We start from the raw sequence: 15034 nt of genomic DNA, 5'->3' as shown, positions 1-15034 counted from the left end.
GCTGGCGCTAAGATCAATCCAACGAATGTTTCTGATGGCATTCATCACGGAGATTCATCAATTGTCGGCCTACCCCAGTATCGATACCGATGTCCTGCGCACCTTTGTCGCGATTGCCGATCAGGGCGGTTTCACCCGCGCTGGCGAGATGGTCAACCGCACGCAATCAGCGGTGAGCATGCAAATGAAGCGGCTGGAAGAAGACGTGTTGCAGCGCCAACTGTTCGAGCGTGATGGCCGTCAGGTGCGACTGACTGCAGAGGGTCAGGTTCTGCTCGGTTACGCGCGGCGCATCCTCAAACTGCATAGCGAAGTGTTCAACACCTTGCGCGAGCCGCACATGGTCGGCACCGTGCGCATCGGTACGCCGGATGATTACGTGATGCGCTTTCTGCCGGGAATCCTGTCGCGGTTTGCGCAGTTCTATCCGCTGATCCAGATCGAAGTGCATTGCGAATCGACCAGACAGCTATTGCAGCGCACCGACCTGGACCTGTCGATCGTGACCCGCGAGCCGGGCAACGAGATTGGTCAACTGCTGCGCAAGGAGCGCTTCGTCTGGGCCGAGGCGCAAAACTTCAGCGCCCACGAACAGACGCCGTTGCCTTTGGCGATGTTCAACAGTGATTGTTTCTGTCGCTTGTGGGCATGCAATGCGCTGGACGCAATGGGCCGCGATTACCGCATCGCCTACAACAGCACCAGCCTGTCGGCGCTGATGGCGGTGGTGAGCGCTGGTCTGGCGATCACCGCCCAACTGGAAAGCCTGATCACCCCGGATATGCGTATTCTCGGCGCCGACGAAAACCTGCCGCTGCTGCCCGAGGCGAGCATCATGCTGATCCGCAACCTGAACAAACCTTCCCCGATTACCGAGTGCCTGGCCGAACACATCGTCGACGGCTTCAAACTTTAATCGCGAGCATCACCGCACACAGCACCAGGAAGCCGCAGAACAGCCCACGCAGAATTTTTTCCGGCATCGCGTGGGCAACTTTCACACCCCAACTGATGCTCGCCAGACCGCCGATGGCCAGTGGCAGGCCGATCATCCAGTCAACTTCGTGATGCACCGCGTAGGTGACCAGGGTGACGCCAGTGCTCGGCAACGCCAGCGCCAGCGACAGGCCTTGAGCAACCACCTGAGTGGCTCCGAACACGCTGGTCAGCACCGGCGTCGCCACCACGGCTCCGCCGACACCAAACAACCCGCCCATGGTTCCGGACGCCGCACCAAGTACACCCAGCCATGGCCAGGAATAACGCATCCGGGGTGTCGTCGCTGGCCGCGCGCCTAGTATGCGCACCAGGTTATAGACGGACAAAACGACCAGAAAGGCGACAAAACCGATGCGCATCGTCTGTGCATCGATGCCCACCGCCCAGATCGAGCCGATCCAGGCAAAACAGAAGCCCATGACGGCCAGCGGCAACGCATGCCGCAGTTCGATGCGATTGCGCTGATGGTAACGCCACAGCGCCAGCATCACGTTCGGCACCACCATCACCAGCGCGGTGCCTTGGGCAATCTGCTGGTCGAGCCCGAACCACACGCCCAGCAAAGGAATGGCAATCAGGCCGCCACCGATGCCGAAGATGCCACCGAGTGTGCCGAGGGCCGCGCCGAACAGCAGGTACAACAAGAAGTCCATCACAGCCAAATTCCTCTTACGTCAGGCGATTCATCCTACGCAGTCGCGGCTGGCAGGGAAACGCACAGCAACGCACAATGGCTATGCCGATTTCGCAAAAGCGTTGAACCGACATGAACCCCAATCAATTGACCGATCAACTCGGGCTGTTTCTCGATGTGCTGGAAAGCAGCAGTTTTTCCGCCGCTTCACGCCTTCATCCACTGACGCCTTCGGCAGTCGCTCGACGCATCGACAGCCTTGAAAGCGCGGTCGGCAGCCAGTTGTTCATCCGCAGCACACACGCCGTGCGCGCCACCCCCGCAGGCCTGGCCTTTGCCGAACGGGCGCGACGGATCGTCGCCGAACTGCAACTGGCCCGCGCCGAAGCCGTTTCCCTGAGCAGTGCGCCGGAAGGCTTGATTCGCATCGACGCCCCGGCCGCGTTCGGGCGGCGACACTTGGCACCAGTCATTGCTGACTTCCTCGTTCTGTATCCCGGGCTGGATGTGCAGTTGCACCTGATCGACAGCTTCGTCGATATGAGCGGTTCGAACCTGGGCAAAGTGGATCTGGTGCTGCGGGCCGGACAACTGGCCGACACACGGCTGGTGGCCACTCCGCTGGCAAGCATAGTGCGCATTGCCTGCGCCAGCCCTGACTATCTCAAACGCCGAAGCGTGCCAGACCATCCCGCGCAATTGAGTGAACACGACGGTCTGGACTGGGAAGGTCTCGCCCCGCCCTTTGCCTGGCGTTTCGAGGCAGACGGGAAGATGCAACTGCATCGTCCCGCACGCATTCGCATGAGCGCCAACAACGCCGAGGCACTGGTGTGTGGCGCCTTGGCCGGGCTGGGGATTGCGCACCTGCCAACCTGGCTCGCCAGCGAGTACCTGTTGCGCGGCGAGTTGCTGCCGCTGTTCTGCGAGCACGGCCTGCCTGCGCCGGAATCCGCGGGCATCTACGCGTTGCGCATGGAACGGCAAACCCATTCGCGCAGTCATTTGTTGCTGGAATACCTCAAGACCCGATTCAGCCCCGTACCGCCGTGGGATCTGGCACTCCTGCGTGATCTGGGCCGCCACTAGAACTGGAGAATTATCTGGCGCATTAAACATTCGGACGCTAGATTCATGACCATCACCGATCAAGGCTTTGACATGACATCCGAACGCGACACCTGCGAAGACCTGCTGCTGGACAATCAGGCGTGCTTCGCCCTGCACTCGACCTCACTGATGATGACCAAGGTCTACAAACCGATGCTGCAAGCGCTGGGCCTGACCTATCCGCAGTATCTGGCGATGATGGTGCTGTGGGAGAAGGACGGTCTGACTGTCGGAGAAATCAGCACACGACTGCTGACGGATCCGGGTTCGTTGACGCCATTGCTCAAACGCCTGGAAGGCGAAGGCTTGCTCAGCCGCACCCGCAGCCGTGAAGACGAACGCGTGGTGATTGTCGAATTGACCGCACAGGGCCGGGCACTGAAGGAACAAGCCAGAACAGTTCCGCAATGCATTCTAGGCGCCAGCGGTTTCACCCTGGAGCGCCTGCAGAATCTGCAAGCTGAGTTGCAGGCACTTCGCAGCCATCTGCACGACAGCCTCACCTGAATCCATTACCTCCCCCCATGAGGGAGCGGGCTTGCGTGCGAAAGCGGGGTGTCAAATTCCTGTTCGTTGACAGACACCACGCCTTCGCGAGCAATCCCGCTTCCACAATGTTTCTGCGCCAACTCAAAAATTCCTTTCAGATCATGCACTTTTGATGATTAGTGGACTGTTCACACATCAGGGCCGACATTTTTTGAAAAAATTATCTTGCGCACAAAATATTTGCGAGCTACATTCATCTCGCACTTACTTAGCGCGCAAACAGTTAGCGCAAAAAACGACACTGAACGAGGCTCACACCATGCAAACTCTCTACACTGCAATCGCAACTTCCACCGGTGGCCGTGATGGTCGCGCAATCTCCAGCGACAACATCCTCGACGTCAAACTCGCAACCCCGAAAGAACTCGGCGGTGCCGGTGGCGCAGCGACCAACCCTGAGCAACTGTTCGCCGCCGGTTACTCGGCCTGCTTCATCGGCGCGCTGAAATTCGTCGCAAGCCAGACCAAACGCAAAATCCCGGACGACGCTTCGATCACCGCCCACGTCGGCATCGGCCAGATCCCAGGCGGTTTCGGTCTGGACATCGATTTGCACATCAGCCTGCCGGGCCTTGATCAGGCCGACGCGCAAAGCCTGGTCGAAGCGGCGCACCAAGTCTGCCCGTACTCCAACGCCACCCGTGGCAATGTTGATGTACGTTTGCACACCACCGTTTGAGATAAACGCAAAAAACCTGTGGGAGCGGGCTCGTTCGCGAAGGCGTCCTGTCAGTCAACCCTTCACTGGATGCAACAACGTATTCGCGAGCAAGCCCGCTCCCACAGAGGATGAGCAACAGCACAAATCGCAGGCACAAAAAAACCCGACTCAATGGTCGGGTTTTTTCTTTCCGCAAAAAGCAGTGCTTATTTGGCACGGCCTTTGTAGGAACCGCCTTCGCGGGTGTCGATCTCGATCTTGTCACCGATTTCGATGAAGTCGGCAACTTGCAGCTCGGTACCGTTGCTCAGCTTGGCTGGCTTCATGACTTTGCCGGAAGTGTCGCCACGAGCCGAACCTTCGGTGTAGTCAACTACGCGCACGATGGTGGTCGGCAACTCTACGGAAACCAGACGCTCTTCGAAGAAGATCGCTTCGCAAACATCGGTCATGCCTTCTTCAACGAAAGGCAGAACGGCTTCGATGTCTTCAGCGTTCAGCTCGTACATGGTGTAGTCAGTGGTGTCCATGAACGTGTAGGTGTCGCCGCTGATGAAGGACAGGGTCGCTTCTTTGCGGTCGAGGATTACGTCGTCCAGTTTGTCGTCGGCGCTGTAAACGATCTCGGTCTTGTAACCGGTCAGCAGGTTTTTCAGCTTGGTCTTCATGATCGCGCTGTTACGGCCCGACTTGGTGAATTCAGCTTTCTGAACCAGCCAAGGATCGTTTTCGAGACGGATCACGGTACCGGGTTTCAGTTCTTTACCAGTTTTCATTGCGAATATCCGAATTTGGATGGGATTTACAAAAATCTAGGCCGCGTATCATATCCAATTTAGGTAAAACTGTACCAGCGCCGCGGCAAGATCGGCCTGCAAGCCTTGTTCCAGACACCACGCTTCGGCATTTTTCTGCAGTTCTGGCCAATGATGACGGGCCGCGAGCCAGTGTTCGCCGATCGGCTGACCGGCGCTCCAGGCTCGCCAGAGACCGCTCATCGCCTCGGCAGCGGCCGGTGACAGGCCTTTTGTGTAGAGCGCGAGGAAGGCATCGAGCTTGTCCAGATGGATGTCTTCGTCCTGCTGATAAATGTGCCAGAGCATCGGCCGCCCCGCCCATTGCGCCCGCACGAACGAGTCTTCCCCGCGCACCGCGTTGAAATCGCAGCACCAGAGCAGATGATCGTATTGATCCTGGCGGACGAACGGCAGCACCTGCACCGTCAGCGATTGACGAACATGAATCGCCCCGACGTCGAGATTTTCTATCCCAAGCCATCGCGCGACGTCGCCGAGTATCCGACCTTCAGGCACCAGCAGATGGGTTGGCTTTGCATCGGTTGCCAGCACATCGAGCCAACTGGCCAAACCAGCGTTCTCATAGGCAAACAGCGAAATCAGTTGGGCTTCAGGCACGCGGTCGATCCCAAGACCGTGCAGGAATTTTCGCTGCACCTGGGGATCTTGCTGAAACTGCCGACGCTGTTCGAGCAAACCTCGCTCACGCAACAATCCGCCCGTTCCTGGACGGAATCCCGGAAAGAAGAATATCTTCTGCACCGACTTATACTTCACCGATGGCAGGCCGTGGCAACCCACGACCCAGTCTTCGGCGCTGAGATAGTCGAGATTCATCCACAACGGCGGTTTTTCCCGCTCGGCCATGGCGCTCATGTAATCACTCGGCAGTTGGCAGGCGAACGCGGCGATCACCACGTCAGCGGCGTCCGTCTCTGGCCATTCGCCTGGCCAGTGTCGAACCTCCACACCTTGCTGCCATTGTTGCGCGGCGTTGATATCGATTGGCGGACAAATGCGTTCGAATGCGCGCAAGTCATCGACCCACAACCGCACTGTCAGCGAATGCTCGGCCACCAGTTGCCGGGCCAGGCGCCAGGTCACGCCAATGTCGCCGTAGTTATCGACCACGGTGCAAAAAATATCCCAGCGGGTTTTCGGTTCCGGCATTCAAGACTCCCGTTGGCAAAACACCGATTGTCCGCATAAATGACCTCATGCAGAAGAGCCGACGGCGATTAATCTTCGTGCGACAATCACCATTTGCCCGCACCCATCCGCCAGGAGGCAGCCATGCCCTACCGTCCTAACCCGCGTCGCCCCTTGCCGGTTCAACTGAGCGCGCTGCATTTGACCGGCAGCATTGCCCTGGGCATATGGCTGGGTTTTCTTGCCATTGCGCTGACGTGCTGGCTGGCTTCACGCGTTCTGTTCAACGAACAACTGGCGCCGGTCGCCCAGGCTGTACAGCAATTGGCCAACCCGCCAGCCGTCCGGACACAACCGGACATTGCACCGCAGAGTCCGCTGTTCGAGCAGTACGAAGAAAACCTGCGCAAGAACGAGCAGCAAAATCGCCTTGATCAGGCACGCAGCAGCGGCCGCAACCAGTCAAACCCGAAATGCCAGTTCTGGCTGCAACAGGACCAGACCGCGCCAAGCGAAAAAAGCCGCGCCAACGTTTTACAATTCTGCGATTGATCATGAACAAGCACACTGTCCACCAATTGATTCTCGACAAACTGCGCATCGACCTCGACATCGCCGAACGCGCTGCGCAAACCGCTTACGAAACCGCCACCCACGAAGAAAACATCGCCGAAAACAAGTACGACACCCTCGGGCTTGAGGCATCGTATCTGGCGGCAGGGCAAGCGAAACGGATCGAGGAAATTCGCCAGTCACTGGCGCTGTGCCAGAACCTGACGCTGCGCGCGCACGACGAAAACCGAGGTATAGAAGTGGGCGCCCTGCTCGGCCTGGAAGATGAAAAGGGGCGCGAGCAGTGGCTGTTTCTGGCCCCGGATGCGGCGGGCCTGAAAGTCGATGTGGTGGGTCAGCCAATTACTGTCATAACCCCACGCTCGCCACTGGGCAAGAGCCTGCTAGGCAAGCTGGAAGGTGATGAGGTCGAGATTCTGGTGGCGGGCACCCGGCAACAGTTCACTGTCACCGAGGTGCTCTGAGGCGGGCGCTTAGTGAACGGGCAGTTCGACGCCGTCGAACAGATCTTCCAGTTCCTGCTTGTTGTGACACTGGATAGCTTTGGCCATCACTTCGCGGGTCAGGTGTGGCGCGAACTTCTCGATGAAGTCGCACATGAACCCGCGCAGGAAAGTACCACGACGGAAACCGATCTTGGTCACGCTCGATTCGAACAGCTCGCTGGCATCGAGCACCACCAAGTCGTTGTCGAGTTTGGTGTCGACCGCCATCTTCGCCACGATGCCTACGCCCAGCCCCAGGCGCACGTAGGTTTTGATCACGTCGGCGTCGGCGGCGGTGAATACCACTTTCGGCGACAGGCCACGATGGCTGAAGGCTTCGTCGAGTTTCGAACGTCCCGTAAAACCGAACACATAAGTCACGATCGGGTATTCAGCCAGCGCTTCGAGGGTCAGCTTCGGCAGCTTGGTCAGCGGGTGGCCCTGCGGCACCACCACGCAGCGGTTCCAGCGGTAGCACGGCATCATCACCAGATCGCCGAACAACTCCAGCGCTTCGGTGGCAATAGCGAAGTCGACGGTGCCGTCAGCAGCCATTTCGGCGATCTGCATCGGCGAACCCTGGTGCATGTGCAGCGCCACGTCCGGGTATTGCTTGATGAAATTGCTGATCACCGGCGGTAGTGCATAACGCGCCTGGGTGTGAGTCGTGGCGATCGACAGGGTGCCTTTCTTCTCGTTGGAGAATTCCTGGGCGATCTGCTTGATGCTTTCGACTTTGCGCAGAATCTCACCAGCGGTGGTGATGATGCGCTCGCCGGCCGGCGTCACGCGGGTCAGGTGCTTGCCGCTGCGGGCAAACACTTCGACGCCGAGTTCGTCTTCCAGCAGACGGATTTGTTTACTGATGCCCGGTTGCGAGGTGTAGAGGCTTTGGGCTGTAGCGGAAACGTTGAGGTCGTGGTGCGCCACTTCCCAGATGTAGCGCAATTGTTGAAGCTTCATATGTATCCCTCAAAGCAGGTAGACGCCACGGGCATCAGCGACGATATATAACTATATTAATGGTTAGAATAATAAATCTAGAACTTTTTTATCAAAGCGCCATTATTCCTGCTTTAGCGATCCTCCCGCCGCCGACGCTCCACCAGTGGCACCAGATACACCGGCACCTTGGCCAATTGCAGGACTCGAGCGGCCGTGCGCCCCAACGGCGTTTCCGCGCCCACCCCGTGGCTGTGACTTCCTACGATCAGCAAATCGACAGAGAGTTTCTGTACCTGATCAAGAATCACCTGCGACGGATCGCCCTGCAGCACGCGCACCGCTCGAATGCGCTGCAGATCCAGCTCGCCCTCGTCCCCCAGTTCTTCGCGAAAACTTTCCAGTACCCGCTGCTCGATATTGGCGATGACTGTTTTCAAACCCTGGCTGTGGAATTCGTTCAACGCCTGCTCGTCGAGATAACTCTGCAACACCGATTCGGCAAACAACCCCATCGGCTCCACCGCATGCACGACGTACAGGTCGGCATCGAACGTTCGCGCCAAAGCCAAGGCGTGCTGCATCACTAACGGTGCGTACAGACCGAGGTCAGTGGCATACAGCATCGAACGAATCATATGACCCCCTCGCAAGCCAACATGGCGCAGATTTGATTCAGCTTAGCAGTGCCTTGGCGAGTACGACGTGTGACGCAACTTCTTGAAGCACCGGGGCTTTAGATCGACGGTTCGTTGCTGATGCCATGAGGCACGTGGCCAGTAGCGACGACTTCGCGGGCCAGTTCGCAATGGCCGGTCTGATCATCAAAGAACACATCGGCAGCAAAGGCCTCAAGAAACGCCGACTTGGTCAGGCCGCCGAGGAACAGCGATTCGTCGAGGCGGATATCCCACTCGCGCAACGTGCGAATCACCCGTTCATGCGCCGGCGCCGAACGCGCCGTCACCAACGCCGTGCGGATCGGGCAGTCGTCGTCAGGGAACTCGCGCTGCAGCAAATTGAGCGCGGCGAGAAAGCCCTTGAACGGCCCTCCGCGCAAAGGCTCGCGGGCCGACTCACGTTCCTTGGCTTGAAACGCCTCCAGCCCGCCGGACTGATAGACGCGTTCAGACTCGTCGGAAAAGATCACCGCGTCACCGTCGAAGGCGATGCGCAACTCATCGCTGGCCGCACGGCTGGCGCCCCCGGATAGAATCGTCGCGGCGGCGAAACCGGCATCCAGTGCCGCACGCACATCCTCGGCATGGGTGGAGAGAAACAGATCGCAGCCGAACGCTTTCAGATACGGATAAGGACTGCGCCCGCCGACAAACGCCGCACGGGAAATCGCCAGACCGTAATGGTGAATCGAGTTGAACACTCGCAGGCCGGTATCGGCGCTGTTGCGTGACACCAGAATCACCTCGACCCGAGCACGACCGAGGCGACTGTTAAGACTCAGGAGTTTTTCCACCAACGGGAAGGCATCACCGGGTGCGAGAATCTCGTCTTCGTGCTCGATCTGATATTGCCGATAGGCTTCAACGCCGCTCGACAGGTAGACCTTGTGGCTTTCGCTCAGGTCGAACAAGGCGCGCGATGAAATCGCCAGCACCAGTTTGTCATCGATGTTCTTGGCCATGCCTACCCGCCCTTTCACAAAAAAACTTAAACGTTGCGGCGGTCGATAAAACCCAACGTGCGATACAACGCTTCGATACGTGGCAGCTCGCAGCCCATCGCTTTCGCGGCCGACAGTGGCCGGGCATAAATCGCCTCGAGTTCCAGCGCACGCTTGTGCAAAAAGTCGTGGTGCATGCTCGGCCAGTAGTCCGGCATTTTCTCGGTCATCATGAACAGGTACTCGGCGTAACCGGGCGGCATGTCGTGCCCACAGGCCTTGGCCCCCTGCACCACTTCGGTCATCAACGCCTGGATCAACGCGCGGCTGTCGGCGTCGGCCATCAGCGGCGTGGTACTCGCGCCGAGCAACACCGAAAGACCGTTGTAGGGGATATTCCAGACCAGTTTCTGCCAGCGTGCCTGCTGCAGATCGGGCATCGCCTGCGAGTCGATACCCGCGGCGCGGAACAAAGTGCAGCCCTCTTCGACAATCGCCATGCGTCCGGCATCATCGATGGCCGGGCCGCTGTGGTAACCGACATTCACAGCACCCAAAGCTTGATGGGTTATTTGCCCAGGCCCTTCGCGGTGTACACAGATAAGGCACAGACCTCCGAGCAGGTGCAGCGAATCGGGCAACTGTTCACGCAGGCTGTCCTCGACGTCCAGACCATTCTGCAATAGCAGCACTTTCGCGCCGGGCTTCGAGGCTTGAATGATCGAGGGGGCAAGACCCACATTGCTGGTGGTCTTGGCGCCGACCAACAACCAGTCACACGGCGGCATGTCCTGGGCCGAAGAATAAGCCTGCACAGGGCTCAACGTCAGCGGGCCATGCACCGCACTGTTAACGTGCAAGCCCCGTTCGGCGACCGACGAGAACTCGCTGCGCAACAGAAAATGCACATCGAACCCAGCGCGCGCCAACATCAAACCGTAGAAACCACCTATTGCGCCGGTGCCGATAATCCCCACCACCGGTTTGCTGATTGTCCCCATTTATGGCAACTCCTCTGCTATTCGAACCAAGGCCTGCGCCAATGCCTCGTTGAGCGCATCGACCGTCAGGCGCGTGTGCAATGCCCCAAAGAACTCGCCGTCACGCACGACAAACAACGCCGGCAAATGAAAGACCTGATACCGCGCCACCAGGCCACCGTTTTCGCCGGCGTCGATCCAGCACAAGCGATCCACCGTCAGATCCAAACCGGGCAAGACCTCACGGGCATACCGGCAACTGGCGCAACCGACGCTGGTAAAAATCACCAGCGAAACGCCGTTCATCGCCAACAGCCGCTGGTCAGCGTCGAAATCGGTCAGCTGCGATTCGACCACTATACTGGGGGAAACAATGTCAAATGGCCGACACAGGGAGTCTGTGCTCATGGGACGTTTCATTCCTCATCCGGACGAAGTGCCGGTTGAATTAACCTTGCTCAAGCCTGAGTGTATTTCCAGACAACAGCTGCACACTATCAGCCTCGGCGGGATCGCTTGCAATTATCACCGCGCCTGGCGCCATGGCACGGCGCTGCAAATCCGCATGCCGACGCTCAATGCCGATATCTGTTATCCGGGCTATGTGGCGTGGTGTCTGCGGCGTAAAAAGGGGTATCTGGTGGGCATCGCCTTCACCGATGAACAGGCGCTGTTCAGTGCGCGAATGGGTGAGCAAGTGTGTCAGATCGAACGCTATTGCCGAATAAACGATGCTCACGATGCCCTGCAGGATATTCAGGCGTTGGCCCTGCACTGGGTCGAGCAACATGCCGACGAGTTCTCCCACGACAGCGTTCGCAAGGCTTTCGCGCAGCCATTGCTGGATTAGGCTCTGTTTTAAACAGTGACGTGCCCATTGTCGAGCAGGCGTCTAACGCGCTAAGGTTCAGCTCCCCGACGCGCTTAAATCTGCTGTGTTCCGCCGCGCGGGGATCGCTGGCGGCCGGCACCCGTGACCTGACGAGTAAACGATGGCTGATTTACCGATCAACGACCTAAACGTCGCCTCTAACGAGACCCTGATCACTCCTGATCAGCTCAAGCGTGATATCCCTCTGAGCGACGCGGCCCTGCGCACCGTCACCAAGGGTCGCGAAGTCATTCGCAACATTCTTGATGGCACCGACCACCGCCTGTTCGTAGTGATCGGTCCGTGCTCGATCCACGACATCAAGGCTGCCCACGAATACGCCGAACGCCTGAAGGTGCTGGCCGAGGAAGTCTGCGACACCTTGTACCTGGTCATGCGCGTGTATTTCGAAAAACCGCGCACCACCGTCGGCTGGAAAGGCCTGATCAACGATCCGTATCTGGACGACTCGTTCAAGATCCAGGACGGTCTGCACATCGGTCGTCAATTGCTGCTGGATCTGGCCGAGAAAGGCCTGCCGACTGCCACCGAAGCCCTCGACCCGATCTCCCCGCAATATCTGCAGGACCTGATCAGTTGGTCGGCTATCGGCGCGCGCACCACCGAATCCCAGACGCACCGTGAAATGGCTTCGGGCCTGTCTTCGGCCGTCGGCTTCAAGAACGGCACAGACGGCGGCCTGACGGTAGCGATCAACGCCCTGCAGTCGGTGTCCAGCCCGCATCGTTTCCTCGGGATCAATCAGGAAGGTGGCGTATCGATCGTCACCACCAAAGGCAACGCCTACGGTCATGTGGTATTGCGCGGCGGCAACGGCAAGCCGAACTACGATTCGGTCAGCGTCGCCCTGTGCGAGCAGGCGCTGAACAAGGCCAAGATCAAGCCGAACATCATGGTCGATTGCAGCCACGCCAACTCCAACAAGGATCCGGCCCTGCAACCGCTGGTGATGGAGAACGTGGCCAACCAGATCCTCGAAGGCAACCAGTCGATTATCGGTCTGATGGTCGAGAGTCATCTGAATTGGGGCTGCCAGGCGATTCCAAAAGACCTCGCCGACCTGCAATACGGCGTGTCGATCACCGATGCCTGCATCGACTGGTCCGCCACCGAGAGTACCCTGCGCAGCATGCACGCCAAGCTCAAGGATGTGTTGCCCAAACGCGAGCGCAGTTGATCCGCGTTTTACAGGCATAAAAAAACGCCGGGCATTCATTGCCCGGCGTTTTTGTGTGTGCTGTTCAGATTTTCGCAGCGCGGCGCTGATGACGCTCCATGTAGCGCTCGACGTAGGAGCACGAGGGGATGACCGTGTAGCCCATTTCCTCGGCGTATTGCAACGCGCTTTCTGTCAGCGCTGCGGCAATGCCACGGCCACGCAGGGCGTTGGGCACAAACGTGCGATAGATATCCAGGGTCTGTTTACCCAGATCCATGTAGGTCAGGTAGGCACGATGACCGTCCACATTGGTCTCGAACTGATGACCAGCCTGGTCATGGTGGATGGACAACGCCTCGCTCATCACTACTCCTCGCGGGTCTTGAATTTTGACCCCTACCTTACCGATGTTTTTCCGGCGAAGGAACATCTACGCCACCCCGTGCCTGATGGACAACGAGAAGAGCCACACCGATCCCACGCAATCGAGCACCTGTAAATAGTAGGCACCATTGGCAAAAATGCTCAAGGTACGCTCGTCATCAAGCGGCTTGACGGGGGGGCTGCTCCGATGGACGCAGGGATGGCCTGGAGACGATATCTCCCGGGCCGCTCACCTGAACATTGCCGGATGTTGAGACTTAAGACGTGCCGCCTTTTATAAAGTCACCTCAACATGAACAAAGATAAGCGAAGCAGCACGCAGAATCGGAACAAAAGTATGGACGAATTCATCTAGAAAGACTTTAGACAACTCTGCAAAAACAGCACATGACAACGGGAACTTTTTCTCATTGACTCGCTCAGCGCGGGGCCTGTAGCTGGATGTTTTTTATACAGGGCAGTTAAAAGTTGCTCGAAAAAGAATCAGCGCCTACAATTTTTTTTGCTTCTTGCGCTACGTCAGTTTACTTACTACAAGTAATGGGTAGTATGTACGCCGGCTATTTCCTCAATCCGAGGAGACAGCCACTTAATTGAAAGTCCTTGAAGGGGAACACGATGAACAACGTTCTGAAATTCTCTGCTCTGGCTCTGGCCGCAGTTCTGGCTACCGGTTGCAGCAGCGTATCGAAAGAAACCGAAGCACGTCTGACCGCTACTGAAGACGCAGCTGCTCGCTCCCAGGCTCGTGCAGACGAAGCTTACCGTAAAGCTGATGAAGCTCTGGCTGCTGCTCAAAAAGCACAACAGACTGCTGACGAAGCTAACGAGCGCGCTCTGCGCATGCTCGACAAGGCTAGCCGCAAGTAATAGTCCTTCGGGATTATTATCAAGCCGACCCATTTTTTGGGTCGGCTTTTTTATTGCCGGTACTTTTGTCCTGGCAATAAAAAACCCGTCGATGCCTCAAGGCTCGACGGGTTCGGATCCGACCTTACTGCAGCGGGTCGATCGGCGTGTTCGAAACAATCGGCGCCGACGTGTTTGGCGTACCGATTTCGGTTGGCAGACCATCCTCGGCCGCTACCACATCACGCACCACATCCCAGTTCACGCGCAGGTTGTTAGTAATGTCATCACGCTTGAGCATCGCGTTGATCACCGCTGTGTGCTTGTCGACCACCGACGGATCGCCCTTGTCGTCGATCGGCGTGTGCGCCTCAAGGTAAACCTTGCCGCCACTGCTCCCGAACTTGTAGGCCTCATTGAGGATACGCACCGAGGTACCGACCGGCACCATGCTGGCCATCTCGAGCACGTTATTGTTGAACATGCGGAAACAGCCGTGACTGGTACGCATGCCGATGCCGAATTTCTTGTTCGATCCGTGGATCAGATAGCCCGGCGTGCCGAGGGTGAATTTGAAAGGTCCCAGCGGGTTGTCCGGACCGGCCGGCACCACGTTGGGCAGCGGATCACCATCAGCAGCGTGTTCAGCCTTGATCGAGGCTGGAGGCGTCCAGGTCGGGTTCGGCGTCTTGGCAATGATCGATGTGTGCGCGATTGGCGAACCCCAGCCCTCACGACCGATCCCCAGCGGGAACGTGTACACCACGTTCCGGCCTTTCGGGTAATAGTAGAGACGGTATTCGGCCAGATTGATGACAATGCCTTCACGCGGACCCGGCGGCAGAATGAAACGGGTTGGCAGAACGATCTCGGTGCCGGCGCCGGGCAACCAGGCATCGACACCCGGGTTGGCCGCGAGCATTTCCGAATAGCCCAGATCGTAGGCGGTGCCCAGATCAGCGAAAGTGTCTTCGTACTTGGCTTTGATCACCTGCACCTGACCAATGATGTCTTCACCAGGCGGTGGCAGGGGAAACTCCAATGCAGCAACGGGACCGGCCACACACAGGGCGGCAAGAGACAGGCAGCGGGCGACGGCAGGAAAGCGCGGCAACATCCGGAACATCCTTCGCATGATCAACAAGGGTATGAGCGCGCGATTGTACACCGCACCTCGGGAATTCGGGGAGCCACAAGACCTGCGGCGAGGAGGCTGGCTCTCAAGACGCGGTCAACCTATTGACTCAAGA

At 58.1% G+C, this 15034-nt stretch carries 19 protein-coding genes; 9 read left to right on the top strand and 10 right to left on the bottom strand.

The window, feature by feature from the left end:
* Positions 1–61: 61 nt before the first annotated feature.
* Positions 62–916, top strand: coding sequence for a LysR substrate-binding domain-containing protein (locus AACY02_RS06175; RefSeq protein ID WP_339431273.1), 855 nt, complete (start codon positions 62–64; stop codon positions 914–916).
* Here AACY02_RS06175 and AACY02_RS06170 read toward each other — a convergent pair.
* Positions 906–1655: a sulfite exporter TauE/SafE family protein gene (locus AACY02_RS06170; protein ID WP_339431193.1), complete on the bottom strand. Its 750-nt coding sequence runs from the start codon at positions 1653–1655 to the stop codon at positions 906–908. The genes AACY02_RS06175 and AACY02_RS06170 overlap by 11 nt on opposite strands.
* A gap of 110 nt (positions 1656–1765) precedes the next feature.
* Between AACY02_RS06170 and AACY02_RS06165 the strand changes: the two genes are divergently transcribed.
* The 3 genes from AACY02_RS06165 (at position 1766) to AACY02_RS06155 (ending at position 3971) form a co-directional block, all read left to right on the top strand.
* Positions 1766–2722 (top strand): LysR family transcriptional regulator, encoded by a 957-nt coding sequence (locus AACY02_RS06165; protein WP_339431192.1) that lies wholly within the window; start codon positions 1766–1768, stop codon positions 2720–2722.
* Between the two features lie 72 nt (positions 2723–2794).
* Positions 2795–3250, top strand: a complete 456-nt coding sequence (locus AACY02_RS06160; RefSeq protein ID WP_339431272.1) for a MarR family winged helix-turn-helix transcriptional regulator — start codon at positions 2795–2797, stop codon at positions 3248–3250.
* Between the two features lie 301 nt (positions 3251–3551).
* On the top strand, positions 3552–3971 hold the full coding sequence (locus AACY02_RS06155; RefSeq protein WP_339431191.1) for an organic hydroperoxide resistance protein: 420 nt from the start codon (positions 3552–3554) through the stop codon (positions 3969–3971).
* Positions 3972–4159: 188 nt separating this feature from the next.
* Here AACY02_RS06155 and AACY02_RS06150 read toward each other — a convergent pair whose 3' ends face one another.
* Both AACY02_RS06150 and earP read right to left on the bottom strand, forming a co-directional pair.
* Positions 4160–4729 carry an elongation factor P gene (locus tag AACY02_RS06150; protein WP_028619992.1) on the bottom strand — a complete coding sequence of 190 codons (570 nt, stop codon included), beginning with the start codon at positions 4727–4729 and terminating at the stop codon, positions 4160–4162.
* Between the two features lie 48 nt (positions 4730–4777).
* Positions 4778–5920, bottom strand: a complete 1143-nt coding sequence (gene earP, locus AACY02_RS06145) for an elongation factor P maturation arginine rhamnosyltransferase EarP (RefSeq protein WP_339431190.1) — start codon at positions 5918–5920, stop codon at positions 4778–4780.
* Between the two features lie 123 nt (positions 5921–6043).
* Between earP and AACY02_RS06140 the strand changes: the two genes are divergently transcribed.
* Positions 6044–6451: a hypothetical protein gene (locus tag AACY02_RS06140; protein ID WP_339431189.1), complete on the top strand. Its 408-nt coding sequence runs from the start codon at positions 6044–6046 to the stop codon at positions 6449–6451.
* A gap of 2 nt (positions 6452–6453) precedes the next feature.
* Complete coding sequence (locus AACY02_RS06135; protein ID WP_339431188.1) at positions 6454–6936, top strand: GreA/GreB family elongation factor; 483 nt, start codon at positions 6454–6456, stop codon at positions 6934–6936.
* Between the two features lie 9 nt (positions 6937–6945).
* On the opposite strand, the gene cysB is transcribed toward AACY02_RS06135, so the two are convergent.
* From cysB to AACY02_RS06110, 5 genes are all read right to left on the bottom strand, one after another.
* On the bottom strand, positions 6946–7920 hold the full coding sequence (gene cysB, locus AACY02_RS06130; protein WP_221729209.1) for an HTH-type transcriptional regulator CysB: 975 nt from the start codon (positions 7918–7920) through the stop codon (positions 6946–6948).
* A gap of 113 nt (positions 7921–8033) precedes the next feature.
* Positions 8034–8537, bottom strand: coding sequence for a universal stress protein (locus tag AACY02_RS06125; RefSeq protein WP_221729210.1), 504 nt, complete (start codon positions 8535–8537; stop codon positions 8034–8036).
* A 98-nt stretch (positions 8538–8635) separates the two neighbouring features.
* Entirely contained in the window at positions 8636–9541 is a 906-nt protein-coding gene (locus tag AACY02_RS06120; protein ID WP_339431187.1) for a 5'-nucleotidase, read from the bottom strand.
* 26 nt (positions 9542–9567) lie between these two features.
* Positions 9568–10521, bottom strand: coding sequence for a putative 2-dehydropantoate 2-reductase (locus AACY02_RS06115; protein WP_339431186.1), 954 nt, complete (start codon positions 10519–10521; stop codon positions 9568–9570).
* Entirely contained in the window at positions 10522–10908 is a 387-nt protein-coding gene (locus tag AACY02_RS06110; RefSeq protein WP_339431185.1) for a thioredoxin family protein, read from the bottom strand.
* On the opposite strand from AACY02_RS06110, the gene AACY02_RS06105 reads away from it, so the two are divergent.
* Positions 10907–11350, top strand: coding sequence for a PilZ domain-containing protein (locus tag AACY02_RS06105; RefSeq protein ID WP_339431184.1), 444 nt, complete (start codon positions 10907–10909; stop codon positions 11348–11350). The two genes, AACY02_RS06110 and AACY02_RS06105, sit on opposite strands and share 2 nt — an antisense overlap.
* 142 nt (positions 11351–11492) lie before the next feature.
* On the top strand, positions 11493–12569 hold the full coding sequence (locus AACY02_RS06100) for a 3-deoxy-7-phosphoheptulonate synthase (protein WP_339431183.1): 1077 nt from the start codon (positions 11493–11495) through the stop codon (positions 12567–12569).
* 64 nt (positions 12570–12633) lie between these two features.
* Here the strand turns inward: AACY02_RS06100 and AACY02_RS06095 are convergent, their stop codons facing one another.
* Entirely contained in the window at positions 12634–12915 is a 282-nt protein-coding gene (locus AACY02_RS06095; RefSeq protein ID WP_003226804.1) for a GNAT family N-acetyltransferase, read from the bottom strand.
* Positions 12916–13553: 638 nt separating this feature from the next.
* On the opposite strand from AACY02_RS06095, the gene oprI reads away from it, so the two are divergent.
* On the top strand, positions 13554–13805 hold the full coding sequence (oprI, locus tag AACY02_RS06090; protein WP_002553018.1) for an outer membrane lipoprotei OprI: 252 nt from the start codon (positions 13554–13556) through the stop codon (positions 13803–13805).
* A gap of 124 nt (positions 13806–13929) precedes the next feature.
* Here oprI and AACY02_RS06085 read toward each other — a convergent pair whose 3' ends face one another.
* Complete coding sequence (locus AACY02_RS06085) at positions 13930–14901, bottom strand: L,D-transpeptidase family protein (RefSeq protein WP_339431182.1); 972 nt, start codon at positions 14899–14901, stop codon at positions 13930–13932.
* Between the last annotated feature and the right edge of the window lie 133 nt (positions 14902–15034).

It is taken from the genome of Pseudomonas sp. EA_65y_Pfl2_P78, from assembly GCF_963970495.1.
In the GTDB taxonomy this organism is placed as follows: domain Bacteria; phylum Pseudomonadota; class Gammaproteobacteria; order Pseudomonadales; family Pseudomonadaceae; genus Aquipseudomonas; species Aquipseudomonas baetica_A.
This window is presented reverse-complemented; position numbering and strand designations above follow the sequence as displayed.

Excerpts from the sequence above, each read along its gene's own strand:
- AACY02_RS06165 (WP_339431192.1), top strand. The coding sequence starts at position 1,766 with ATGAACCCCAATCAATTGACCGATCAACTCGGGCTGTTTCTCGATGTG.
- AACY02_RS06160 (WP_339431272.1), top strand. The coding sequence starts at position 2,795 with ATGACATCCGAACGCGACACCTGCGAAGACCTGCTGCTGGACAATCAG.
- AACY02_RS06155 (WP_339431191.1), top strand. The coding sequence starts at position 3,552 with ATGCAAACTCTCTACACTGCAATCGCAACTTCCACCGGTGGCCGTGAT.
- AACY02_RS06150 (WP_028619992.1), bottom strand. The coding sequence starts at position 4,729 with ATGAAAACTGGTAAAGAACTGAAACCCGGTACCGTGATCCGTCTCGAA.
- earP (WP_339431190.1), bottom strand. The coding sequence starts at position 5,920 with ATGCCGGAACCGAAAACCCGCTGGGATATTTTTTGCACCGTGGTCGAT.
- AACY02_RS06140 (WP_339431189.1), top strand. The coding sequence starts at position 6,044 with ATGCCCTACCGTCCTAACCCGCGTCGCCCCTTGCCGGTTCAACTGAGC.
- AACY02_RS06135 (WP_339431188.1), top strand. The coding sequence starts at position 6,454 with ATGAACAAGCACACTGTCCACCAATTGATTCTCGACAAACTGCGCATC.
- cysB (WP_221729209.1), bottom strand. The coding sequence starts at position 7,920 with ATGAAGCTTCAACAATTGCGCTACATCTGGGAAGTGGCGCACCACGAC.
- AACY02_RS06125 (WP_221729210.1), bottom strand. The coding sequence starts at position 8,537 with ATGATTCGTTCGATGCTGTATGCCACTGACCTCGGTCTGTACGCACCG.
- AACY02_RS06120 (WP_339431187.1), bottom strand. The coding sequence starts at position 9,541 with ATGGCCAAGAACATCGATGACAAACTGGTGCTGGCGATTTCATCGCGC.
- AACY02_RS06115 (WP_339431186.1), bottom strand. The coding sequence starts at position 10,521 with ATGGGGACAATCAGCAAACCGGTGGTGGGGATTATCGGCACCGGCGCA.
- AACY02_RS06105 (WP_339431184.1), top strand. The coding sequence starts at position 10,907 with ATGGGACGTTTCATTCCTCATCCGGACGAAGTGCCGGTTGAATTAACC.
- AACY02_RS06110 (WP_339431185.1), bottom strand. The coding sequence starts at position 10,908 with ATGAGCACAGACTCCCTGTGTCGGCCATTTGACATTGTTTCCCCCAGT.
- AACY02_RS06100 (WP_339431183.1), top strand. The coding sequence starts at position 11,493 with ATGGCTGATTTACCGATCAACGACCTAAACGTCGCCTCTAACGAGACC.
- AACY02_RS06095 (WP_003226804.1), bottom strand. The coding sequence starts at position 12,915 with ATGAGCGAGGCGTTGTCCATCCACCATGACCAGGCTGGTCATCAGTTC.
- oprI (WP_002553018.1), top strand. The coding sequence starts at position 13,554 with ATGAACAACGTTCTGAAATTCTCTGCTCTGGCTCTGGCCGCAGTTCTG.
- AACY02_RS06085 (WP_339431182.1), bottom strand. The coding sequence starts at position 14,901 with ATGTTGCCGCGCTTTCCTGCCGTCGCCCGCTGCCTGTCTCTTGCCGCC.